This window comes from Methylomonas sp. BG-2 (assembly GCF_057766305.1).
In genome coordinates this window covers 1-22,090 of record NZ_JBYMAP010000051.1, presented here as the reverse complement: position 1 = coordinate 22,090, position 22,090 = coordinate 1, and the positions used below count along the sequence as shown (strand labels likewise).

The 22,090-nt window shown below is 55.7% G+C and carries 21 protein-coding genes and 1 pseudogene; 13 read left to right on the top strand and 9 right to left on the bottom strand.

What is annotated here, in order from left to right; translation table 11 throughout:
• Positions 1–693: integron integrase (locus tag AC3B8H_RS07065; protein WP_488440897.1), on the top strand; the 693-nt coding region annotated here is incomplete at its 5' end.
• Between the two features lie 284 nt (positions 694–977).
• On the opposite strand, the gene AC3B8H_RS07060 is transcribed toward AC3B8H_RS07065, so the two are convergent.
• From AC3B8H_RS07060 to pta, 3 genes are all read right to left on the bottom strand, one after another.
• Complete coding sequence (locus AC3B8H_RS07060; RefSeq protein WP_488440896.1) at positions 978–2,168, bottom strand: acetate/propionate family kinase; 1,191 nt, start codon at positions 2,166–2,168, stop codon at positions 978–980.
• A 110-nt stretch (positions 2,169–2,278) separates the two neighbouring features.
• Complete coding sequence (locus AC3B8H_RS07055) at positions 2,279–2,857, bottom strand: DUF2380 domain-containing protein (RefSeq protein WP_488440895.1); 579 nt, start codon at positions 2,855–2,857, stop codon at positions 2,279–2,281.
• Complete coding sequence (gene pta / locus AC3B8H_RS07050; RefSeq protein ID WP_488440894.1) at positions 2,854–4,983, bottom strand: phosphate acetyltransferase; 2,130 nt, start codon at positions 4,981–4,983, stop codon at positions 2,854–2,856. Before pta ends, AC3B8H_RS07055 begins: the two co-directional genes overlap by 4 nt.
• 236 nt (positions 4,984–5,219) lie before the next feature.
• Here pta and AC3B8H_RS07045 point away from each other — a divergent pair, with 236 nt between their 5' ends.
• Together AC3B8H_RS07045 and AC3B8H_RS07040 are read left to right on the top strand one after the other, a co-directional pair.
• A complete protein-coding gene (locus AC3B8H_RS07045; RefSeq protein ID WP_488440893.1) occupies positions 5,220–5,861 on the top strand; it encodes an FHA domain-containing protein in 642 nt (213 codons plus the stop codon).
• Between the two features lie 4 nt (positions 5,862–5,865).
• Positions 5,866–6,240 carry a PilZ domain-containing protein gene (locus tag AC3B8H_RS07040; protein WP_488440892.1) on the top strand — a complete coding sequence of 125 codons (375 nt, stop codon included), beginning with the start codon at positions 5,866–5,868 and terminating at the stop codon, positions 6,238–6,240.
• 6 nt (positions 6,241–6,246) lie between these two features.
• Here the strand turns inward: AC3B8H_RS07040 and AC3B8H_RS07035 are convergent, their stop codons facing one another.
• Genes AC3B8H_RS07035 through AC3B8H_RS07015 form a run of 5 tightly spaced genes read right to left on the bottom strand, consistent with a single transcriptional unit; the run spans position 6,247 to position 10,399 of the window.
• Positions 6,247–6,723 carry a protein disulfide oxidoreductase gene (locus AC3B8H_RS07035; protein WP_488440891.1) on the bottom strand — a complete coding sequence of 159 codons (477 nt, stop codon included), beginning with the start codon at positions 6,721–6,723 and terminating at the stop codon, positions 6,247–6,249.
• A gap of 1 nt (position 6,724) precedes the next feature.
• Positions 6,725–7,444, bottom strand: coding sequence for a M48 family metallopeptidase (locus AC3B8H_RS07030; protein ID WP_488440890.1), 720 nt, complete (start codon positions 7,442–7,444; stop codon positions 6,725–6,727).
• On the bottom strand, positions 7,441–8,112 hold the full coding sequence (locus tag AC3B8H_RS07025) for a transglutaminase-like cysteine peptidase (protein ID WP_488440889.1): 672 nt from the start codon (positions 8,110–8,112) through the stop codon (positions 7,441–7,443). The genes AC3B8H_RS07030 and AC3B8H_RS07025 overlap by 4 nt, the downstream gene beginning before the upstream one ends.
• Entirely contained in the window at positions 8,099–10,000 is a 1,902-nt protein-coding gene (locus tag AC3B8H_RS07020; RefSeq protein ID WP_488440888.1) for a bifunctional diguanylate cyclase/phosphodiesterase, read from the bottom strand. The genes AC3B8H_RS07025 and AC3B8H_RS07020 overlap by 14 nt, the downstream gene beginning before the upstream one ends.
• 12 nt (positions 10,001–10,012) lie before the next feature.
• Entirely contained in the window at positions 10,013–10,399 is a 387-nt protein-coding gene (locus AC3B8H_RS07015) for a group II truncated hemoglobin (RefSeq protein WP_488440887.1), read from the bottom strand.
• Positions 10,400–10,525: 126 nt separating this feature from the next.
• Between AC3B8H_RS07015 and AC3B8H_RS07010 the strand changes: the two genes are divergently transcribed.
• The 3 genes and pseudogenes from AC3B8H_RS07010 (at position 10,526) to csy3 (ending at position 12,480) form a co-directional block, all read left to right on the top strand.
• A complete protein-coding gene (locus tag AC3B8H_RS07010) occupies positions 10,526–11,194 on the top strand; it encodes a Bax inhibitor-1/YccA family protein (protein ID WP_488440886.1) in 669 nt (222 codons plus the stop codon).
• Positions 11,195–11,508: 314 nt separating this feature from the next.
• Positions 11,509–11,781 (top strand): type I-F CRISPR-associated protein Csy2, encoded by a 273-nt coding sequence (locus tag AC3B8H_RS07005; RefSeq protein ID WP_488440885.1) that lies wholly within the window; start codon positions 11,509–11,511, stop codon positions 11,779–11,781.
• Positions 11,723–12,480, top strand: a pseudogene (csy3, locus tag AC3B8H_RS07000) (type I-F CRISPR-associated protein Csy3). Before AC3B8H_RS07005 ends, csy3 begins: the two are co-directional and overlap by 59 nt.
• Positions 12,481–12,495: 15 nt before the next feature.
• Here csy3 and AC3B8H_RS06995 read toward each other — a convergent pair.
• Positions 12,496–13,386: a LysR family transcriptional regulator gene (locus AC3B8H_RS06995; RefSeq protein WP_488440884.1), complete on the bottom strand. Its 891-nt coding sequence runs from the start codon at positions 13,384–13,386 to the stop codon at positions 12,496–12,498.
• Between the two features lie 165 nt (positions 13,387–13,551).
• Here AC3B8H_RS06995 and AC3B8H_RS06990 point away from each other — a divergent pair, with 165 nt between their 5' ends.
• The 7 genes from AC3B8H_RS06990 (at position 13,552) to AC3B8H_RS06960 (ending at position 21,544) form a co-directional block, all read left to right on the top strand.
• Positions 13,552–14,271 carry a pirin family protein gene (locus AC3B8H_RS06990; RefSeq protein ID WP_488440883.1) on the top strand — a complete coding sequence of 240 codons (720 nt, stop codon included), beginning with the start codon at positions 13,552–13,554 and terminating at the stop codon, positions 14,269–14,271.
• A gap of 6 nt (positions 14,272–14,277) precedes the next feature.
• Entirely contained in the window at positions 14,278–14,856 is a 579-nt protein-coding gene (locus AC3B8H_RS06985; protein WP_488440882.1) for an antibiotic biosynthesis monooxygenase, read from the top strand.
• Positions 14,857–14,967: 111 nt separating this feature from the next.
• Positions 14,968–15,792, top strand: coding sequence for a helix-turn-helix transcriptional regulator (locus AC3B8H_RS06980; RefSeq protein WP_488440881.1), 825 nt, complete (start codon positions 14,968–14,970; stop codon positions 15,790–15,792).
• Positions 15,793–16,040: 248 nt separating this feature from the next.
• A complete protein-coding gene (locus AC3B8H_RS06975) occupies positions 16,041–16,706 on the top strand; it encodes a hydrolase (protein WP_488440880.1) in 666 nt (221 codons plus the stop codon).
• Between the two features lie 180 nt (positions 16,707–16,886).
• A complete protein-coding gene (locus tag AC3B8H_RS06970) occupies positions 16,887–18,626 on the top strand; it encodes an amidohydrolase (RefSeq protein WP_488440879.1) in 1,740 nt (579 codons plus the stop codon).
• Between the two features lie 44 nt (positions 18,627–18,670).
• Positions 18,671–20,029, top strand: a complete 1,359-nt coding sequence (locus AC3B8H_RS06965; protein ID WP_488440878.1) for an alginate export family protein — start codon at positions 18,671–18,673, stop codon at positions 20,027–20,029.
• 93 nt (positions 20,030–20,122) lie between these two features.
• Positions 20,123–21,544, top strand: coding sequence for a mechanosensitive ion channel domain-containing protein (locus AC3B8H_RS06960; protein WP_488440877.1), 1,422 nt, complete (start codon positions 20,123–20,125; stop codon positions 21,542–21,544).
• Positions 21,545–22,090: the final 546 nt, after the last annotated feature.

Genomic DNA, 22,090 nt, shown 5'->3' with positions numbered 1-22,090 from the left:
GACGCTATCCGCTCCAAAACGCATCGCCATGTTCCGGTGGTGTTGTCGATGGACGAAGTGAAGCAAGTCTTGGCGCGGCTGGAGGGTTTCCCGCAACTGGTGGTCAAGCTGCTTTACGGCAGCGGTTTGAGGATTAGCGAAGCCGTCCGCCTCAGGGTGCAGGACATCGATTTCGGTTATAAGCAAATTACCGTGCGTTCCGGCAAGGGCGACAAGGATAGGGTGACGACCTTTGCCGCCTCGCTGGCGCCGTTGTTGCTCAACCATCTCGATAAGGTCAAGGCAATTCATGACCAGGATTTAGTTGACGGTTACGGTGCTGTTTACTTGCCTTACGCGTTAGCGAAGAAATACCCGAATGCCGAGCGCGAATGGGGCTGGCAATATGCGTTTCCGGCGCGTTCGTTGTCCGCCGATCCGCTGTCGGGCCTGACTCGGCGCCATCATATCGATCAGTCGCTAATCAATAAGGCAATTCGGGTGGCGGTGCGGCAAACCGGTATCGCCAAGCGGGTATCCGCGCATACTTTCCGCCACAGTTTCGGCACGCATTTGCTGCAACGCGGTACCGATATTCGCACGATTCAAGCGTTGTTGGGGCATAACGATTTGGAAACCACGATGATTTATACCCATGTGCTGAATCAGGGCGGGCAAGATGTCGTCAGTCCGTTGGACGATTTGGATGGGTAGCCGAGCCGCCATTTGGCGACCGGGTTCAGCGCGGAACGGGGGCGCAAAGCGTCGGTGGTATTCGGCAATCCGCTGCAAATTCACGGTCTTTCCAGCGACGAAACGCAGTCGTCAAAAAGGCTGCCGGGCTTCGCCCATTGCCCGATGCCGTCAAGTAAAGCCGTTCATGGTTCGACAGAGCTCTCCTGAGCGTAGCCGAAGGGCTCTTGGCGAACGGCTTGACCCTCCTTCCTCCGGCACGCTTGGGGCAAACGGTCAATCCTTGCCTTGAAGACATTGGCCCTTCACCTGGCCCGCTTTGCCAGACATGCGGCGGTTTGCAACGCGATTTCCAACTCTTCGTTGGTGGCGACGACCAGCACCGCGACCGGGGCGCCGGCCGGTTGGATCGCGGCGGGTTTGACCGGCGCGGCGTTTAGGCCGGGATCGACGGCGATGCCCAAGCCGGTCAGGCCGGCGCAGCAGGTTTGGCGCAGCCAGGCGTCGTTTTCGCCGATACCGCCGGTGAACACCAGCGCATCGACCCGGCCCAGCACCGCAAAGTAGGCGCCGATGTATTTCTTGATCCGGTAGGCATACATCGCCAAGGCCAGCCTGGCCGAGTCGTCGCCTTGCTCGGCCTTGGCGTGGATGGCGCGCATGTCGTTTTCGCCGCAGACGCCCAGGCAACCGCTGGCCTTGTTGTAGAGCTGGTCGATCGCATTCAGGTCCATGCCCAGCGTGCGGGCCAAGTAAAAGGCGATGGCGGGATCGATATCGCCGCAACGGCTACCCATCATCAGGCCTTCCAGCGGCGTCATGCCCATCGAGGTGTCGACGCTGATGCCGCCGGCGATGGCGGCGACGCTGGCGCCGTTACCCAAGTGCAAAGTAATCAGATGGGTGTCGGCCAATGGCTTACCCAGCAGCTCGGCGGCTTGCTTGGCCACGTAGGCGTGCGAGGTGCCGTGAAATCCGTAGCGGCGCACGCCGTGTTCGCTGTACAAATGGCCGGGCAGGGCGTAGCGGTAGGCGTAATCGGGCAGGGTGTGATGGAAGGCGGTATCGAATACCGCGACTTGCGGAAGCTCGCCCATCTGTCTGAGTGCGGCTTCGATGCCGGACAGATTGGCCGGATTGTGCAAAGGCGCCAGCGGGATGGTTTCGGCGATTTGCCGGATCACGTCGGCGTCGATCAGAGCCGGCTCGCGGAATTTCTCGCCGCCGTGCACCACGCGGTGGCCGATGCCGGCCAGCGGCTGGCCGTCGATGACGCCGCTGGCGCTCAGCGTGTCGAACAACAAGCCGAGCGCTTGGCCGTGGTCGGCGATGGCGGTGTCGATTTGCCGGTTGTCGTTGCCGAGGCGGTAGGCGTGGCGGGCGTCGGCGCTGCCGATACGTTCCAGCAAGCCGGAAATCGAGACGGAACGGTCCGCGGTTTCGACGACGCTGTATTTGACCGACGAGCTGCCGGCGTTCAGAACCAGAATTTTCATCGCGAGTAATCGGTGGTTTGCGGTGGTTGGAGGGTGGTCGATGGTTTAAAGCGGTTTGCCGGCCAGGCGTGGTCAATCGCGGCGGAGGCCGTTGCCACGCGCGGCTTTTTTCATTTTCCGGCGGGGGAAGCGCTTTCATGACCGGTGTGCTGGCCTCGGCGCTCCGAATCCGGCGGGGGCGGCGAGTAGCGGCGTTCCAGGTCTTGATCGATTTTGGCGGCCAGCGCCTCGACGGCCTTGCCGGTCAATTTGGCGTCGCCGCCCTTGGATTCGGTGATGTAGTTGCCGACGATTTTTTGCTGCTTGACATCGATCAAGTGGCCCATCAAGTAAACGAACAAAAACGACGGCTTGTGCAAACGGCCGACCAGCACGTAGTCGGCGGCATGGCGCGCGCCGAGTTGGGCGGCCGCGTCGGCATGGTCGAACAGATAACCGACGCCGCTGTCGGCGCCGCGTTGCTCGGCAGCGGCTATCGGGACGATGCGGTAGCCGGCGCCGGCCAATTCGCGTTCCAACAGCGGCTTTAACGACGCGGTCCTCTGGGTTTCGGCCGGCAGGCCGGGGGCTAAGGTCATGTCCTTAAGCTCGAAGTTCAGAATCGCGATCCGGGTGTCCGCCGCCAGCGGCGCGGCCCACAGCAGCCAGACCAGGATCGATAGTCTCGCGGATTTTCCGTGCGGCGTCATGCGGGCGCGGCTTGCTGGGCCTGGATCGCGGTAATCACCACGGTGTTGACGATGTCGGTCACCGTGCAGCCGCGGCTCAAGTCGTTGACCGGCTTGTTCAGGCCTTGCAGAATCGGGCCGATCGCGATGGCGCCGGAGGAGCGCTGCACGGCTTTGTAGGTGTTGTTGCCGGTGTTCAGGTCCGGAAACACGAAGACGGTAGCCTTGCCGGCGACTTGGCTGTCCGGCAGTTTGGTCTTGGCGACGCTGGCGTCGACCGCCGCGTCGTATTGCATCGGTCCTTCCAGCGGCAGATCGGGGCGCAGCGATTGGGCAATGCGCACCGCTTCGCGGACTTTATCCACCGCCTCGCCCTTGCCGGATTCGCCGGTCGAGTAGGACAGCATCGCCACACGCGGTTCGATATTGAAGGCGCGGGCGGTATCGGCGGCGTTGATGGCGATGTCGGCCAGTTGCTGGGCGTTGGGGTTGGGGATCACCGCGCAATCGCCGTAGACCAACACCCGGTCTTCCAGGCACATGAAGAACACGCTGGAGACGATGGAGGCGCCGGGCTTGGTTTTGATGATTTCGAAGGCCGGCCGGATCGTGTGTTGAGTGGAATGCACCGCGCCGGACACCATGCCGTCAGCATGGCCCAGGTGGACCATCAAGGTGCCGAAGTAGCTGACGTCGGCGACCAAGTCGTAGGCGGTATCGTAAACGATGCACTTATGCTTGCGGGCGTCGAAATAGGTTTCGGCGTAGAGCCGGCGCAGTTCGGACGTCATCGGGTCGATAATGTCGACGCCGTCCAGTTTCAGCGACAGGCTTTGGATTTTTTGGCGGATTTCCGCTTCGTTGCCGAGTAAGGTGATTTTGACCACGTCGCGCAACAGCAGAATTTCGGCGGCGCGCAGGATGCGTTCCTCGCTGCCTTCCGGCAACACGATGTGCTGCTTTTTGGCCTTGGCGCGTTGCAGCAAATCGTATTCGAACATCAGTGGCGTTATCTTGCCGCTGACTTTACTGCTTAGCCGCAGGCGCAAGCCGACCATGTTGATATTGGCTTCGACCAAGCCCAGGGCCTTGGCGATTTTGCGTTCGTTCTGGGTGTGCAGGCGCGGTCCAATCTGGCTGACTTGCATCGCGGTCGTAAAGGTGTCGGAATCGACGCCGAGCACCGCGAACGGGGTTTCGCCCAAACCGGCGATCAGTTTTTGCACTTGCGGCGCGGGTTCCTGATGGCCGGTCAGCAGCAAACCGGCAATTTGCGGGTAATTTTGGGAATGGTAGGCCATCAGGCTGGCCATGACGATGTCGGAGCGGTCGCCGGGCGTGATGATTAAATCGCCGGCTTCGACGTAATCCAGAAAATCCGGCACCAGCATAGCCGCTACCTTGTAATGCGACACTTCCCGGCCCATCGCGCCGTTCTCGCCGGAAAATACCTTGGCATCGATCGCGGATGCGATGTCGCCGACCGTCGGTTTGTCCAGGGCCGGATCGCCGGGCACCAAGTAGACCGGAAATTCAGGGTCGTGGGTAAGGCCGTGGCGCAGGGTGTCGGTCAGCTCGGGCGAGGCGCCGTTGACGACGGTGGCCAGCAACTCGCAATCGTGTTCGTGCAAGGTGTGTTTCAGGCTGGCCAGACTGTGCAGAATTTGTTCCTGGGTGCGATGAGAGCCTTGAATCACCGGCATCAGCAAGCAGCCCAGGTTGTTGGCGACATCGAGGTTGAATTCGAAGGCGAAGGCCGCGTTATCGCGGCGCGGCGCGGTGCCGACGCACAGAATGTGTTCACAACGCGCCTTCAAGGCGCGGTATTTGGCTAAAATTCGTTTGAGTAACTCGTCGTATTGTTCGGCGGCCAACAGTTCGCGGGCCTCGTCGGCATCGCAACCGTACATGGCTTCCGGCGGGCAGGCCAGCGCGTAGCGGTGGCTGATGAATTGAATCATGTCGTCCTTGGCCGGACTGGTTTGGATGATGGGCCGGAAGAAGCCGATGTGGCCGGCGAAACCGGACAGCATCTCCATCACCGCCAGCATGATCAAGGACTTGCCGCTACCTTCGTCGGTACCGGCGATATAGATGTCCTGGGCAATCAACGGTTCTGGATTCGGGAGCGCGGATAGATCTGGCATGGCGGTCGTCGCGGTTGATTGGGTGGTAGCGGCAAGTTTAGCGCAGAACCGGGCGGCGGTCCGAAAGGCAATAATCCACCCCAGCGCGGAATCGGGAAGCATGCCGAGTCATTTTGTTGTAAAACATCCCTTTTCCAACCACGGGCCGGATCGCTTTCAAAATCCGGTTTGCTCTGCAACGGGAGTGATAGTGGCTATACTAGGTAACCGGCGCAGGGACTAATTGACTATCGACGATGGCGAAATTTACCGTTTATTTTAAAGACAAGGCGATCCAGGCGGGGGTATTCGATTCCGGCATCGTGCACATCGGTCGCGACGATACCAACGACGTGGTCGTCGACAGTCTGGCGGTAGCACCGGCGCACGCGGTGGCGGTGGTCAAGGGCGACGATTGCGTGATCAAGCAGCTCAACGAGGAATTTCCGCTGGTCGTCAACAACCAGCGCGCCAAGGAATGGAATCTGCGCAATAACGACATCGTCAACATCGGCAAGCACTACATTTTGTATCAGACCACCGGCCGGTTTCAGGAATCGGTGTTCACGGCGCCCGTCGCCAACCCGGATCCGGATCTGGAAGACCTGAATCGGCGCTTGGACGAGGCCGCTAAAAGTACCGAGGCCAATCTGCAGGTGATGAACGGCATCCATATCGGCCGGGTGTTGCGGATCAGAAAAGCCATGACCCGGATCGGTCACGACGGCGCCGGCGTGGTGGTCATCGCCCGTCGCAAGGACGGTTATTTCGTGTCGGCGCTTCAGGGTCACGACGGTTTGACCGTCAACCGGGAGCCGCTGGGCGACCGGATCGTCAGATTAAACGCCGGCGATGTGATTGTCGTCGACAATGTCGAAATGAAATTTTTCCCGGAATAACGCCATGGCATTCGAAAAAAGCGAAGACAAACGCCGGTTTCAACGGATTTTTTACCATGCCGGCGCCGAGTTGACCGGTCCGGACGGCCCGTTGGCCTGCAAGATTGCCGATTTGAGTCTGCGCGGTTGCCTGTTGCGGTTCGATCAACCCTGGACCGCCGGCCTGGGCGGGGAATATACCTTGAGTTTCGAATTGTCCGACGACGCGGCGATTAAAATGTCCGTCAGCGCCACCCATGCCGAAGACGGCCAAGTGGGTTTCAAGTGCGAGCATATCGACATCGAAAGCATTTCCTATTTGCGCCGCTTGGTCGAATTGAATCTCGGCGACAGCGAATTGTTGGAGCGCGATCTGGCGGCGCTCGGCGACTTTTCCTGAAGCGCGCTAGATCAGTCCGGCCAGCCACAAACGGGCGCGCAAGCCCCACTCGCTGGTATAACCCACCGTGGTAAACACGATATGGCCGGCGCGGTTGAGAAAGAACAGTGCCGGCACCCCGCGCAACCCATAACGCAAACCCAGCTCGCCGTCGGGGTCGTTGACCACCGGCCAATCCAGACCGCGTTCGCTCAGATAGCGGGCCACCTCGGCGGCATCGCCGGAGCGCTCGGCCACGGTCAGGCCGGGATAGTCGCGCAGTACTGTGTCCACTTGAGTTTGAATCCCGCGGCAGACGCCGCACCAGCCGGCCCAGAAATAAATCAGCGCCGGGCCGCGCGCGACCCCGGCCAGCGCATCGCGGTTTTGCAATGTGCGCTGCTCGATCGCCGGTGGTTTGCCGGTCACCAAATCCTGGCTGATCAAGAATTGGCCGCCGAAGATCAACACCGCCGCGAACAGGTAAAACAGCGAATTTCGCATCTTACAAGCCTTGCATGATCGCGGCGCCGTGCTGCTTCAGCCAAAGCCGTTGCTCGCGGTAATTCGGCAAATGCGCTTCGACCAATTGCCAGAAATCGGCCGAATGATTTTTATGGCGGATATGGCACAGCTCGTGGACCACGACGTACTCCAACGCGGCGGGCGGCGCCAGCATCAACAGCCAGTTCAAATTGATGTCGTTTTGCGGTCCGCAACTGCCCCAGCGGCTTTTTTGGGTTTTGATGCGGACGCCGCGCGGCATCAAACCGTGGCGCGGAGCGTGGCGTGCTATCCAATGTTGCACCTGCGCCCTGGCTTGACGTTTCATCCACTCCGTCAGCGCCAGACGAATCCGCTCCGAATCATCGCCTGCGCCGTCCGCCGGCAGCCGAACGTGAAAGCCGCTACCGTCGCGCAGTTCGACGCCGACGGTTTTGCGGGCGGCGGCTTCGATCCGCAACGGAATTCGCTCGCCCAGATACGGGACCGCCGCGCCGTCCGCGTACAACGGCGGCGCCCAGGTCGGCGCCGGCCGGGCTTTTTCGGCGACCCGTTGCAGCGCGGCGCGTATCCAATCCTGTTGAGCCGCGACGAAGGCTTGGATTTGTCGCTCTGGGACCTTGGGCGGGGCGACGACTTCCACCCGGCCCGGCTTGACGACGATGCGGGTGCGCTTGGCCCGGTGGCTGCGGCGCAGCTGAAACTCGGGGGCAACGCTCACAGCGGCGGCTCCATCATCCGTTCTTTCAATTCGGTCCACAGGCTGATCCGGTCCGAGCCGCCGACGCGCTGGCCCGAGCCCTTGCTTTTCGCCAGCCACAAGCCGGTACCGTTAAAACTGTAAACCGGCTGGAGGTCGCGGCGCTGGCCGGCCGGCAGGATCGCGGTTTTCAAATTGTCCAGTACCAACGGTTCCGAGCGCGGCGATTCGAAATAGGTGAGTACCATGTGTGCTTGATTCAACTCCAGTGCCTTGACGTAGGTAATCCTTAATTTGCTGTCGCTGACGCCCATTTCCACCAGCGTAAAATATTTGGCGATCGAGTAATCCTCGCAATCGCCGGCGCCCTTGACCAAGAATTCGGTCGGCGTGGCCCAGTAATCGGTTTTGTGCCAGAGCGCGATGTCGTCGACGAATTCGACGTTTTGATTGAAGAAGTCGTTAACCCGGCGCATTTTCTCATCTTCGGCAAGATCGCGGCCGGCGGCGATCAATTGCTGCCAATCCAATAGCCGCTGTTTGGCCGGAGAGCCGTATTTTTTTTCGACCGCCGCCAGCATTTCCGGGTCGAGGCCGAAATCCTGCGCCAAGGCCAGGCAAGCCAGCCAAAAAACGGCGAGTACCGCGCCAATCAGACCGCGCGGCGCCCGGCAATTAACGGCTGGCACCGGCGAGACCCATCGCCTTCAGAGTTTGATAGTCGGCTTCGGATTGCACGTTCTCGGCCAGAACCGCAATATCCATCAGAGCGGCGATGTCCTGAATGGTCTGCACGAATACGTGTTTTTGCGCCGAATCGCTGACTCCGTTGCCCAGGTCGCGGGCCAAGCGGATGAAATCCGGCCGCAAACGTTTGACGGCTTCGGCCGACAGCGATTGGGTTTCGAAGCGTTTAATCATGACCCGGCCGCCCAGGCTGTGCACGTCGGCGATGAAGTCGCGGTAGGCTTCGACATCCTTGGCCACCGCGTAAGCCGACAGACTGAAAACCAATTGCTTGGCGGCGATCGGGTTTTGCTTTAACAAAATTTCCAGCCAGCGGCGGAATTCGCCGTTTCGGACGGTGCGGGTCGACAGGTTGACCGCGACGCTGTGGGCGAGGTGGCCGTTGCGGATGTGCTGCACCACTTGCTCGATGATGCCGCGATCCAGATCGACAATTTTCGCGAACTTTTCGGCGATCGAAATGAACGGACCGATCGCGACCAGCTCGCCGTGACGGTCGTGAACCTGGATGAAGGCTTCTTCCATCAACAGCGCGCCGGTGGCGAAGGCGGCGGTCTGGCCGATGTACCACACCGAGTAGTCGCAGCGGTCCACGCAATCGAACACCAAGCTTTTCCAGGCGGTGATGTCGCGGGCGATGTTGTCGCCGGCCCGAATGAAATAACTGTTGGCACCGATCAACTGGGCTTGTTCGTGGGCTTCGTGGGCGGCTTCCAACAGCGATTCCGCGCTGCCGACCGGATTCAGCCGAGCGACGCCGATGTGGACCAAATCGGGCTTACGGTATTGTTCCCCCAATTGCGCGATATCGACCGCCAGGTTTTTCAACAGATTTTCAATGAAGTCCTGATCGGCGGTTTCGATTAATAGCGCGAATTCGGCGCCGTAGAAGCGATAAGGTTTTACCGGTTGGGCGGCGTTTTCCGCCGTTTGGCGCAGTAGCTGTGCAAACCGGCTCAACAGGTCGTCGATCGCAGCGCTGTCGTGCTCCTTGACCAATTCGGTCAGGCTGTCCAGACGGATCAAGGCGACATGGGCGTCGCCGTGCTCGGCGAACAGGGGCTTCAGGTCGGTTTCGAACACCGATTTTTTAAACAGGCCGGTTAAATCGTCGCGCAGCAAATTGACGCCCATGCGGTCCAGCTTGGTTTGCAGCGAGGCGATCGCGGTTTTGATTTTTTGCGACATTGTATTCATCGACGCCGCAACGTTACGCACCTCGCGGGTCCACGGCAGCGTGTGTATCGTCTCGTAATGACCCTCGCTGATCCGGCGCGCCAGCCAGTCGATCTTGTTCAACGGCGCCAGCGTCATCCGCAACACAAATACCAGCAGACTGATCGAAACCAGAAAGGCGGCCAATGAATAATAGAACGCCGATTTGGCTTGCTCGTACAGTTTCAAGTAAGCGAAGCCGGGGTTGACGGTCACGTAAACCACGCCGGCCAGATTCCAGCCGGTGCTGATTTCGGCCTCGGCGGTGGCGGAAGTCATCGGCAGCCGGTCGATGAACCAATCGGGTACGCCCTCGACGCGTTTTTCGCTGGTCAGTTCGACCAGTTCGCGGTTTTCGGCGTCCACGATGCGGATTTCCTTGTAATAACCCATATCGAAGATCGCGCTGGCCATCGTTTTGATCACCGGGTCCTCGGGATCGGTCATATAGGGGCTTAGCGACAAGCCCAGCGAGGTCGCGGTATCCTGGGCATGGCTTTTGGATTCGCCTTCCAGATAATCCTTGATGTTGCCGACGCTCAGCGCGAAGTTGACGCTGAATATCATCAAAAACAGCGCCGAGATCAGGATTAACAATTGTTTGGATAAAGACATGGCGGGGGTTTCCTAGGTGTCTTGATTAATCATGTGCGTGGCCAGATTTTGCAAGGCCGCGCGGATGTTGTCCCGAAGTCTGGGGTCCATCGCGATTTCGTCCAGCGCCTTGTTCATGCACAGCATCCACTGGTCGCGTTCGGACTCGCCGATCCGAAACGGCAAATGCCGGGCTCTCAGCATCGGATGGCCGAATTCCTCGATAAACAAATTAGGCCCGCCCAACCAACCCGAAAAGAATTTGAACAGCTTGTCCTTGGCCGACGCCAGATTGTCGGCGTGCATCGCCCGTATGCCGCGGGCTTCGGGCAGAATATCCATATAAAAGTAAAAGCGGTCGACCAGGCTGCGCAACGCCGCTTCGCCGCCGGCCAGTTCGTAGGGGGTGGTGCTTGTCATCACCTTTTAACCTCTGGTTTGCAAATGGTTTAGGTATACTAGCAGACGGCGCCGCCGATGCCGGGAAACTCCGGCGCGTTTACGCGGTCACAGCGACACTTGTTCAACTTACGAGGATAACCCATCATGCGTTTAAACACTGCAACCGTTCGTTCGGAATCCAGCATTCTGGCGACCAATAAAGTTTTGAAGAATACCTATCTGTTGCTGTCAATGACCTTGTTGTTCAGCGCCGGCACCGCCGCGCTGGCAATGATGCTGAATCTGCCGCATCCCGGTTTGATCGTGACGATGGTCGGCTATTTCGGCCTGCTGTTCCTGACCACCCGTTTCAGCAACAGCGCGCTGGGCTTGGTCTTCGTGTTCGCGTTGACCGGCTTCATGGGCATGACGCTGGGACCGATTTTGAATATGTACATCCAGGCCTACAGCAACGGCCATCAATTGGTCTTGACCGCGCTGGGCGGCACCGGCGTAATCTTTTTGGGTTTGTCCGCTTATGCGCTGACCACCCGCAAGGACTTCAGCTTCATCGCCGGCTTCTTGATGGTCGGCGTGATGGTGGCCTTTTTCGCCGGCTTGGCGGCGGTCTTGTTTTCGATTCCGGCCTTGTCGTTGGCGGTATCGGCCATGTTCATCCTGCTGATGTCGGCGATGATCCTGTACCAAACCAGTGAAATCATTCACGGCGGCGAAACCAATTATATTTTGGCGACCGTTTCCTTGTACGTTTCGATTTACAATTTGTTCACCAGCTTGCTGCATTTGCTGGGCGTGTTCGGCGGCGAAGACTGATCGCCAACGCCAACTCGCAATAGGGCGGACTTAGGTCCGCCCGCCCCCCAAAAGCCCCGCCGGGTAGGCGGGGCTTTTGGGGGGCGAAAATCTCGCGCCGGGACGCGGCCTCGGTAGTGATCGAGGACGTTTGCGGGCGCAACCGCCTAACCACCACGCCGCCGTAATCCCCAGGGTTTTCCGGGCCACCTAACCTTGACGCTGGTTTGCCGGCCCGGTCATAATCGCCGCCGTTTTGGAACTACTCAGCCAAAGGTTATGGAACAACTTACCGACCTCAAAGCCAGGATGCCATCGACGCACTGCTGGATTACTTGGCGGTCCATTACCAAAGCCGCACCGACGATGACGGCCATGTGTACTGGACGGCCGAGCGCAAAGCCAAGGGTTGGATTGTGCCGATTGCCGCCGGCTTCCACGGCGTCAGCGCATTGGGCCAGGCCGAACACCAACGCGATCTGGACACGCCGCATCGGTTTGCCGAAAGTCTGGTGACCTTGGGCGAATTCGTCATGCCGCATCGGCAAAATGTCTGGACGAACTGCTTCGGCGCAGCCGCTACGACGCCGACAACCGACTGTATTTGACCGAACAACGCTCCCACAACGCTTAACAGCAAGGAAAATCACCATGGCAAAAACAGACAAAATAGCCACCGCATCGGTACTGGCCTGCGAGAAAAAACTGGTGCCCTCGGATGGACGGCTTTGCGGAACCCTGTGGGATAAGCGCGACGAATCGGCGACACCGCTCAATCTGCAAGAAAAATCGGTGCGCGGCAGCATTTTCAACCGCCTGAAAAAAGCCTTGCAAGACGATCCGGCCAAACTGGATGCCGAAGTCGAAAGCCCAATCTGCAAACCGTGGACAGTTGTGCTTTGGGCAGCGAACAAGACACCTTGACGCTCGGCCTTACCCTGAAGGTGCTGAGCGGTGTCGAACAGCCTTCCGCCTGCAACAACGCGGAATTTGCCGCCAGCTACAAACAGGCTGCCTATGCCTACATCCAAGCCGAAGGCTTTAAAGAACTGGCCAAGCGATACGAGGCCAATCTTGCCAATGGCCGCTTCCTGTGGCGCAACCGGGTTGGCGCGGAAAACATCGAAGTGCGGGTTCGGGTCCGTAACGAAGGCGAACAGCGCGATTGGACCTTTAACGCCAAAACCGTCAGCGTCCGCGACTTCGACAACTTGCCGGCGGGCTTATTGGAACTGGCCGAACTGATCGCCGATGCGTTGAGCGGACACCGCGAATTTTTAATGCTGTCGGTCAACGCCTATACCTAAGTCAGCGCCGAGTTTTCACGCGTCGCGTAACAGCGGCCGGCTTAATGTCTGGTACCACCAACTGGCCGCTTCACCTTTATTTGCGGTGCGCATTGCCAGCCATACCGGTTCCGACGGACGTGCTTCTTCAACCTGCAATTCCATCAGCGATCCGGTTTCCAGGTCGTGGGCGATTAATCGTCGCGGTAAAAAGCCAAAGCCCAAACCGGCCCGTTGAAATTGGATTTTGGTATCGATATTCGGCACCGTAATGCGTTTTTGCCCGGACAATAAGCCTACCGTTTTTGCCGGTAGCGACCGGGCGCTGTCGGCGACGGCGATGACGGTATGTACATGCAGCATGTCGGTTTTAATGGGTTGATCCGCAGCAGCTAACGGGTGGACCGGCGCGACGCAAAACGCAAAATCCACCGTATCGATCTGCCTGACTTGATAGCCGCTCCAATTCGGACAATCGCCGACGGCGACGACGATATCCGCCCGTTCCTCACGCAAAGCCTCCCATACGCCGCTCATCACTTCCGCGGTAAAGCGAATGCGGGTTCCGCATTCCAGGGTATTAAACTGATGTAAATCGTTAATAAACACCCTGCTGGGTATCAGCGAATCAAACACCACGTTTAGCTCGGCTTCATATCCGGAAGCGATTTTATATAACCTAGATTCGAGATCGCCAAAGGCGTGCAATAACAAACGCCCTTCGTTTAACAAGGTATTTCCGGCCGCAGTTAGCGAAAGCTTGGGGCCATTGCGTTCGAATAACTTCAGAGTCAATTGCTCTTCCAATTTGCCGACGGCATAGGAAATGGTGGAGGGCACGCGATGCAGCAGTTCCGCCGCGCCCGACATAGACCCGGTGCGGTCGATCGCATCAATAATTTGAATAGCTTCCAGCGATAACTTCATCAGAACTCCAAAACCACTTTCGAAAAAATCGAATATTAAAAGCAAAATAACTCGTTTTAAATAAGAAAAATTTAGGAGTAATCTAATTTCACTCGCTAAAAAGCCCAATATTCCGCACAAAAGCTGAGTGAATGTAAATTCGAAATTTTTGAAAGGAGCCCTATCATGCTGGAAATTCGTCCCGCTCAGCGCCGAGGTAGCGCTGATTTCGACTGGCTATTCTCAAGACACACTTTTTCCTTTGGCAATTACTACGATCCGCAGCAAAGCGGATTTTCCGATTTGTTGGTGATCAACGAAGACATGGTACAGCCGGGAAAAGGTTTTGGCACACATCCGCATCGGGACATGGAAATTTTTACCTATGTCATCGACGGTGCGTTGGCACACAAAGATTCGATGGACAACGGTTCGGTGATCAAAGCCGGCGACGTTCAGTTAATGACCGCCGGAACCGGTGTGACTCATAGCGAGTTCAATCATTCGCGGAGCGCGTTGGTGCATTTTCTGCAAATTTGGCTGGTGCCAAGTGTGAAAGGTGTTGAGCCGCGCTATCAGCAAAGTCATTTTAGCCCAGCGCAAAAACAAGGCCGACTGGCGTTGATAATCTCACCCGACGGCGCGGAAGGATCTTTGTCGGTTTACCAGGACGTGCGGGTTTACGCTGGTTGTTTCGATGCCGATGAACAGGCGCGGTTAACGCTTGCCGATAACCGTTACGCTTACGTGCACCTGGTACGCGGCAGTTTGACAGTGAACGGCACCGCGCTGCACGCAGGCGATGGTGCCCGTATCCGAGGCGAGGGCCAAATTGACATCCAACAGGGTCACAACGCCGAAGTGCTGTTGTTTGATTTACGCCCGCATGAGAAACCCAGCCGGTAGCGCGCCATGAACGAAATCAGCCAAACGCCACCCAACAATGAGCAAGTCTTTTTCGCCATCCGTCATCGGCTGAAAAAAGGTAAGCGCAACCTTCAGCAATATGAGCGTTGGTTAAGCAAAATCATGCCGATTGCAGCGAGCTTTCCGGGGCATCTGGGGGTACAAGTCGTCCGGCCGCCGGACGGCCACAACGAGTATCTGATCGTGGTGCGCTTTGCCGGTATCCAGGCCTTGGAATTCTGGCAGCGGTCTCCGGAACGCCAACAGCTGCTTCAGGAAATTAACGGGATTCTGGACAGCGAAGAAGCGATCGACATTAAAACCGGTATCGATTACTGGTTTACCCCGCCGGCGGTGAGTAAGCATCCGCGGCGTTGGAAACAATGGCTGGTGACGACGTCGGTGATCTGGCCGCTGACGATGTATGTACCGCCGGCGATGGAACCCGTGTTTATAAAGTATCCTCAGTTGGGAGAGTTCGGCATTCGCCAGGGTGTATTGGCTTTGGTGATTGTTGGTTTGGTGGTGTATTTGATCATGCCGCTCTATGTCCGGCTAATCGCGAAATGGTTTTTTAAAAGTTAGTGTCCGGATTATGTCTTGGGCGCAAGTCAACGACAGCGGACTGTGGCAATCGTTACCGCAATCCTGGTAAAGCCTATTTAAACCACCTTAATTAATGGGACAGACTGAACTATGGGACACGCTACTTCCAGCAAAATAGTGAATTGGCAGATTGAAGGATGTCATTTTTCACGCTTTGACATAACGGCAGAGCAGTCGATTTCACTGGAAAAAATCTTTCACGATGAAATTGCCATTATCGGTTTTTCCGGTGCGGTTTGGAAAAGCCGGCAAAACGGCCAGAACTATCTTGAAACGCCAAACTGTCTAGTAATGCGTGATGCGGGGCAAATATTCTCTTTAGAATCGGCTTTTATAAACAAGGACGGTGCAATTTGTCGCGAAATCAAAATCAGCCCTCGGCAACTGAACGATTTTTGCGAAAAACACGAGTTGAGCAAGTGTGTATTGGATTTCAAAAATCCGATCATTGATAATCTGTATTTACGGAATTATTTTGCCGATACGCATAGAGTTTTAGAAACCAGCCAATGCGCCCTGGAGCAATCGACTTGTCTGGCTCTATTCGTAAGTCGGTTTTTGCAGCAAGTGACAGGCAATCATTACGGTTACACGCGCCTATTAAAGCCTTCGAAAGTGAAAATATCGATTGAATATTTGCGGACTTTTTATAATCGAAATATTTCGCTGAACGAGCTTGCGGAAGTCACTCAATCGAATCCGTTTGTGCTATTAAGAAATTTTAAAAAATGCTTGGGAATTACACCCCATGAATATCTGCAAGCGTATCGAATTATCCAAGCCAAAAAGTTTATTTTTACCGGAGTCGCATTAACCGATGTTGCGATATTGTGCGGTTTTGCCGATCAAAGCCATCTAAACCGCGTGTTTAAAAGAAAGGTTGGGGTAACGCCGGGTCAATTTCGAAACGCATAATCAAGATCGTTTACCTGCCGAATTACTGTCATCTGTTCGGCAAAACTGTCATAGCTTTTGTAGCGCTTTTCTACAGACACCGCCATCTTTCACGCTGCATTTTGGTTACAGGAGAGATATGAAACCATTTTATTTGTACGTTAATTGTTAAGAAAAAGTCAATATTGTTCAATACCAAAGTCTCAGAGCTTGGTCAAATACAAGTCCGTGAATTCTGACTTAATCAATCTAGTTTAAAGGAGCAATCAATGAGCGCAGCCACCGAAAAACTTATTACCCCCGATAATTGTGCGTTTATATTTATCGATCATCAACCGCAAATGGCTTTTGGTGTAACCAATATCGACCGTCAATTACTCAAGAACAACACCGTCGCGATGGCCAAGACGGCCAAGTTGTTCAATATTCCTACCGTTGTCACCGCCGTCGAAACCGAATCATTCAGCGGTTATATCTGGCCCGAATTGATGGATGTGTTGCAGCAGGACCCAATCGAACGGACCAGCATGAATAGCTGGGAAGACGAGGCCTTCGTCGCCGCCGTTAAAAAAACCGGACGTAAAAAATTGGTGATGGCCGCGTTATGGACGGAAGCTTGTCTGATATTCCCGACCCTCTGCGCGCTGGCGGAAGGCTTTGAAGTCATCATGAATACCGATGCCTCGGGCGGTACTTCGGTAGAAGCGCACAATGCCGCCATCAGGCGCGCCGAACAACATGGCGCGGAGTCGATTACCTCGCTGCAGGTGCTTTTGGAATTGCAACGCGATTGGAGTCGCAAAGAAACCTATGTCGGCACTACGGATATTGCCCGCGAACATTTCGGTGCCTACGGCATGGGTATCGACTACGCGGCTAGCTTGGTGCACGACTATGGGCAACGCGCAAAATACCCGCACAAAGTCAATAAATAGGCAGTATTCCGTTCGTTAAACTCACAGATCGAGGTACCGCCCATGATTGTCTCTAGTCCTGACACTGTTTTATTCAATGGCAAGATTACCACGCTAGACAACGCACAACCGGAAGTCAGCGCTATCGCCATCGCGGGCGGAAAAGTTGTTGCGCTAGGGTCTGATGCACCGATCCTAGCGTTGGCAACGGCCGATACCGTCGCCATCGATTTGTACGGTAAACGGGTCCTACCGGGCTTGAACGACTCGCACCTGCATTTGATTCGCGGCGGCTTGAATTACAACATGGAACTGCGCTGGGAAGGGGTCGGCAGTATCGCCGATGCCTTGGCAATGCTGCAATTGCAAGCGGCCAGAACGCCGGCTCCGCAATGGGTGCGGGTGGTTGGCGGCTGGAGCGAGTTTCAATTCAAAGAAAGGCGGATGCCGACCCTGGCGGAAATCAACGCGGTTTCGCCGGATACCCCGGTGTTTATCCTGCATCTCTATGATCGGGCGTTATTGAATGGCGCCGCGCTGCGCGCGGCCGGCATCGGTAAAGATACGCCCGATCCGCCCGGCGGCAAAATTCAGCGCGATGCCAATGGCAATCCGACCGGGATGCTGATTGCCGAACCCAATGCGATGATTTTGTATTCGACCCTGGCCCAGGGACCGAAATTGCCGCTGGAGGATCAAATTAACTCCACCCGGCATTTCATGCGCGAGTTGAATCGTTTGGGGGTGACCAGTTGCATCGATGCCGGCGGCGGTTTTCAAAATTATCCGGAAGACTACCAGGTGATCGAAAAGCTGCATGCTGACGGACAAATGACCGTGCGCATCGCTTATAACTTGTTTACCCAAAATAAGGGCGGTGAACTGGCGGATTTTCAAAAATGGGCCGGGGTTGTCAAACCCTACAGCGGCGACAGTTATTTTCGCCAGAATGGCGCGGGCGAGATGCTGGTGTTTTCCGCCGCCGATTTCGAGGATTTTCTGCAACCCCGCCCGGACATGGCGGCCAGCATGGAAAAAGAGCTGGGCGACGTAGTTCGGTTTTTGGTGGAGAATCGCTGGCCGTTCCGGCTACATGCTACTTACGACGAAACCATAGACCGGGCCCTGGATGTGTTCGAAGCAATTGATCGCGACACCCGCTTCGACGATTTGCGCTGGTTTTTCGACCATGCCGAAACCGTCAGCGAAAAAAATCTAGAGCGGATCAAGCAGCTGGGCGGCGGTATCGCGGTACAACACCGCATGGCCTTTCAAGGCGAATATTTTGTAGACCGCTACGGTAAAAAGGCAGCCGAGCATACGCCGCCGCTGCGAAAAATGTTGGAAATGGGCATACCGGTAGGCGGCGGTACCGATGCCACGCGGGTTGCCAGTTTTAATCCCTGGGTTTCCCTGTATTGGCTGGTGACAGGCAGAACAGTCGGCGGCTTACCGCTCTACGGCGAAAGCAATTGCCTGGAACGCGAGGAAGCCTTGCGTCTGTGGACTGCCGGCAGCGCCTATAAATCGAACGAAGAGACCGTAAAAGGCGCTTTGTCGCCAGGCATGTATGCCGACCTGATTGTGACATCGCACGATTTCATGACCGTCGCCGACGAGGCCATCAAAGTCATTAGCTCGCTGCTGACCATGGTAGGCGGCAAAATTGTTTACGCGGCGGATGACTTTAGCCAATTCGACACGCCGTTGCCGCCGGCCAGTCCCGATTGGTCGCCGGTGCGCTATTTCGGCGGCCATCAGACACCTCAAACGCATTATGCGTTAGCGTCCGCTTCATGCGCCGCGCACGCCTGTGCGATTCACGGTCATCATCCAGGCCACGACGGCAAGCTGTCGCGCTGGTTGGGGCTGGATAATGCCGGACAACTAACGCAGTTTGAAAATCCGTGGGCACTGGGCTGCGGTTGTTTCGCCTATTAATAGCAGCTAGCCTTCACGCAAAAACGAGGCTGAGGTCATCGCCAATGAAACCCGGCCTCATTCCATTGGTCTTATCGCTGCTTAGCTCTGCAGGGATCGCCCAAGAGTCCGATCCGGGTTTTAACAGCAACCGTTGGTTGGAAAATTACCGATACCTTGCCAAGCAAACTCGGCGGAACGGTTATGAGTCGCTCAAATACCTACCGCTGACCGCCGACCGCGAGGACGTGTATTTATCCTTGGGCGGAAATTTTCGGGAACGTTTCAATAGCTACGACAACGATTTGTTCGGACTGGAAACACAGGCCGACGGCCAGCAATTTTTGCATCGCTTTTTGCTGCACGCCGATCTTCATGCCACCGAACATGTCAGGGCCTTTGTGCAATTGGCCAGCTATTTGTCTAATGACCTGGGGCTGCGGAAAGGGCCTTTGGATAACGATAGCGCGGATTTGCAGCAGGGTTTTGTCGATTTGGAGTATCAAACCTTGACCGCGCGTGTCGGCCGGCAGGAGTTTGCGCTGGGTTCCTCCCGATTGATCAGTGTACGTGAAGGCCAAAATGCGCGGCGGGCTTTCGATGGCGTGCGGCTTTCGCTAAAAAACGACTATCTGGATCTGGATGCGTTCGGTTTTGAAGAAGTGGCGATAACACCAGCGAGTTTCGACGACCGGGGAAATGCGCAAGAAAAACTCTGGGGGTTGAACAGCAAATGGTCGTTCATGCCGACTGATGTCGAGATCTATTACTTAGGTCTGCAACGCAAAGACGCGCATTATCAAAATAGGGTTGGCGACGAATCCCGCCATTCGTTCGGCAGCCGCGTGTTTGGCAAGCGGTCAGGCTGGGATTGGAATGTTGAAGGCATTTATCAAATCGGTAGTTTTGGACCCTTGACTATCAATGCCTGGACCGCGGCATCCAGTACCGGATATACCTTTGCCACCCCAGGCTGGCGACCGCGCTTGGGCTTAAGCGCCAATATTGCCAGTGGCGACAGGAATGCAACAGATCGGCAGTTGAATACCTTTAATCCTCTATATCCTAATCTGTCGTATTTTGAGGAAGCGGCAATATTGGCGCCGCAGAATTTTTTTAATGTGATGCCGAATCTGTCCTTGCAGCCTCTGCCCAGTGTCCGGCTATCTGTCGATTGGAATTTTTACTGGCGCTTGTCAAACAACGATGCGGTTTATACGCGCGGACTCAATCCTTTGGAGCAGACGCTAGGAGCCAACGGTCGATTCGTCACCCAAGCCCTTTCCACCAATATTGAATGGGAAATCAATAAGCATTTTTCGTTGGGCTTTAGTTACAGTCATTTTTTTGCGGAGCAGGTGATTACCGAAGCAGGAGGCCGGGATACCGACTACGTCCGTACCCAATTCAACGCGGTATTCTAAAAACAGGCTCCGTTGCAGTTGATTGATGCAGTTGCTGGCGAATTTGCCCCATAATCGGGGCAATATCTCCGGCTTTTATGACTAAGTTAATTTATGGCTATCGACTCATCCGCCCCGCTGTCCCAAGCTTTCCTATTCTTTGAAACGCCACTATTTACGCTGGGCACGCAATCGGTCAATGTTATTTGGTTGGCTAAATTCACGCTGTGTTTAGGGCTGATGCTGTTGGTCGTCCGCTGGATACGCCATGTCCTGAATACGCGCTTGTTGGTCGGCCTGATTGTCAACGAAGGCGATCGCAAACTGATCGCCAATCTCACCGGCTTTACGCTGTTGGCAGTTGGTATCGCAGTGATCATGCAAGTCATGGGCATCAAATTCGAGACACTGGCGCTGATTTTTGGCGGACTGGGAGTCGCGGTCGGCTTAGGCTTGCAAGACATCACCAAGAACATTGCCAGCGGCATTACCCTGATGAGCGAACGCAAACTAAAAGTGGGCGATCTTATTTATTTTGCCGGTGGCGAGGGCCGCATCCGGGATATTTTTCTGCGCTCGACCGTGATTACGTCGTTCCAAGGTTCGGAACTGATCATTCCCAATGTTCAGCTCACCAACAATATCGTGGAAAAATGGGGGTATCAAGCCAAGCGTAGGCGGGTTGAAATCCCAGTTGTGGTAGAGCAGCACAGCAATCTGGTATTGGTGACCGAGTTGTTATTAAAAGCCGCCAGCCAGGAACCGAATGTATTAAACGATCCGGCACCCAAAGCCTTGCTTCAAGGGTTTGGCGATATCGGGCTGAATTTCGAACTGTGGGTTTGGACGGATCATATCGATCAACGTAGCCTGATCAGAAGCGCGTTAAACTTTCGGATTGAATACTTATTTCGACTGCATGCCATTAAAATTCCCTATCATCCGACGAATAACCGGAATCTTTTTCCGGTCACCGATGCGGCTGCCAACCCGATCAACGGTTCGCCGGAAGCGGCAAGCATGCCGTCCATACACAATGCGCTCATTGAATTGCCTTATTTTCAGTATTTCGATGAGCTGGAAATACGCGAACTGATAGAAAAGGGCTCGCCGCGTTATTTCAATCCTGGCGACATTTTGGTTAAACAGGACGAATATTTTCCATTTTTCTGCGTCATGCTCAAAGGCGAGGTCGATGCGATATTCGAGAACGAGAAAGTCAGTCAGCGCTTGTTTAGTCTGCAACATCGCGATTTTTTCGGCGAACTGCCCTTGCTTTTGAAGATTCCCTATCCGACATCGATGCGCGCCGTCGGCGAAGTCGTTTTGTTTACGATACCCGAGGATGGTTTTTCGGACCTGTTAAGCCGTTATCCACGAATCAAGGCCGCAGTTAGCGAAGAGATGCTGAAGCGGCAGGAATACATTCGACTCTGCCAATCGTCGTTGAAAAAAATGGGTTTGCTCCCCGAAGAATTCGACAATAATCCGGTCACATGGTTAAAAAGCCGGCTTATGAAGTTGTGGGGGAATTGATTTTCACCAATTTTTTGAAGACAAGCCGTAATCTCGGTTGTTGCGGAGGTGTAATGGTCAACAAAATCCGGACCTCGATTCAGGCCGTGTTTCGATAAAAGTTCCGCTTGAATTCGATCGGGGATTGATAGCCTAATGTGCTGGTCGGCGGCGTCGAGCTGACTCTGGTCCGCCGCCGGACAGGTAGCGCGCTAATGGCTGGTTTAGTGCAAACCTCGGTTTGCAACGCCCGACGGCTTTTTCGTCATGGCTTTTTTGAGAATATCACCAGCGCCGGAGGCGCTGCGCATTCTCGGATGCATAACGCATGGGAAGAGCCGAACAACGGTTTGGACTGCCGTCAAGGTAGGGGCGAAACCGGTTGGCAGGCTGATGGACTAATTCGGAGTGAAGGTTAATTCGGGTTAATTTATCGGAACCGTTGGCGGAAGCGGATTGCTCGGGCAGCCGCTTCGGTTCGCTTGTTTCCCCGCTAAAACCGCCAGGTCTTTGAACGGCTTGATCCGCCCCGGTTAGGCGGCATGGTCACCGAATACGTCCTGTTTG

Coding starts and splice junctions, on each gene's coding strand:
- AC3B8H_RS06975 (WP_488440880.1), top strand. CDS start 16,041: ATGAGCGCAGCCACCGAAAAACTTATTACCCCCGATAATTGTGCGTTT.
- AC3B8H_RS07045 (WP_488440893.1), top strand. CDS start 5,220: ATGGCGAAATTTACCGTTTATTTTAAAGACAAGGCGATCCAGGCGGGG.
- pta (WP_488440894.1), bottom strand. CDS start 4,983: ATGCCAGATCTATCCGCGCTCCCGAATCCAGAACCGTTGATTGCCCAG.
- AC3B8H_RS07035 (WP_488440891.1), bottom strand. CDS start 6,723: ATGCGAAATTCGCTGTTTTACCTGTTCGCGGCGGTGTTGATCTTCGGC.
- AC3B8H_RS07060 (WP_488440896.1), bottom strand. CDS start 2,168: ATGAAAATTCTGGTTCTGAACGCCGGCAGCTCGTCGGTCAAATACAGC.
- AC3B8H_RS06960 (WP_488440877.1), top strand. CDS start 20,123: ATGGCTATCGACTCATCCGCCCCGCTGTCCCAAGCTTTCCTATTCTTT.
- AC3B8H_RS07015 (WP_488440887.1), bottom strand. CDS start 10,399: ATGACAAGCACCACCCCCTACGAACTGGCCGGCGGCGAAGCGGCGTTG.
- AC3B8H_RS06995 (WP_488440884.1), bottom strand. CDS start 13,386: ATGAAGTTATCGCTGGAAGCTATTCAAATTATTGATGCGATCGACCGC.
- AC3B8H_RS07010 (WP_488440886.1), top strand. CDS start 10,526: ATGCGTTTAAACACTGCAACCGTTCGTTCGGAATCCAGCATTCTGGCG.
- AC3B8H_RS06965 (WP_488440878.1), top strand. CDS start 18,671: ATGAAACCCGGCCTCATTCCATTGGTCTTATCGCTGCTTAGCTCTGCA.
- AC3B8H_RS06980 (WP_488440881.1), top strand. CDS start 14,968: ATGGGACACGCTACTTCCAGCAAAATAGTGAATTGGCAGATTGAAGGA.
- AC3B8H_RS07040 (WP_488440892.1), top strand. CDS start 5,866: ATGGCATTCGAAAAAAGCGAAGACAAACGCCGGTTTCAACGGATTTTT.
- AC3B8H_RS06985 (WP_488440882.1), top strand. CDS start 14,278: ATGAACGAAATCAGCCAAACGCCACCCAACAATGAGCAAGTCTTTTTC.
- AC3B8H_RS06990 (WP_488440883.1), top strand. CDS start 13,552: ATGCTGGAAATTCGTCCCGCTCAGCGCCGAGGTAGCGCTGATTTCGAC.
- AC3B8H_RS07020 (WP_488440888.1), bottom strand. CDS start 10,000: ATGTCTTTATCCAAACAATTGTTAATCCTGATCTCGGCGCTGTTTTTG.
- AC3B8H_RS07055 (WP_488440895.1), bottom strand. CDS start 2,857: ATGACGCCGCACGGAAAATCCGCGAGACTATCGATCCTGGTCTGGCTG.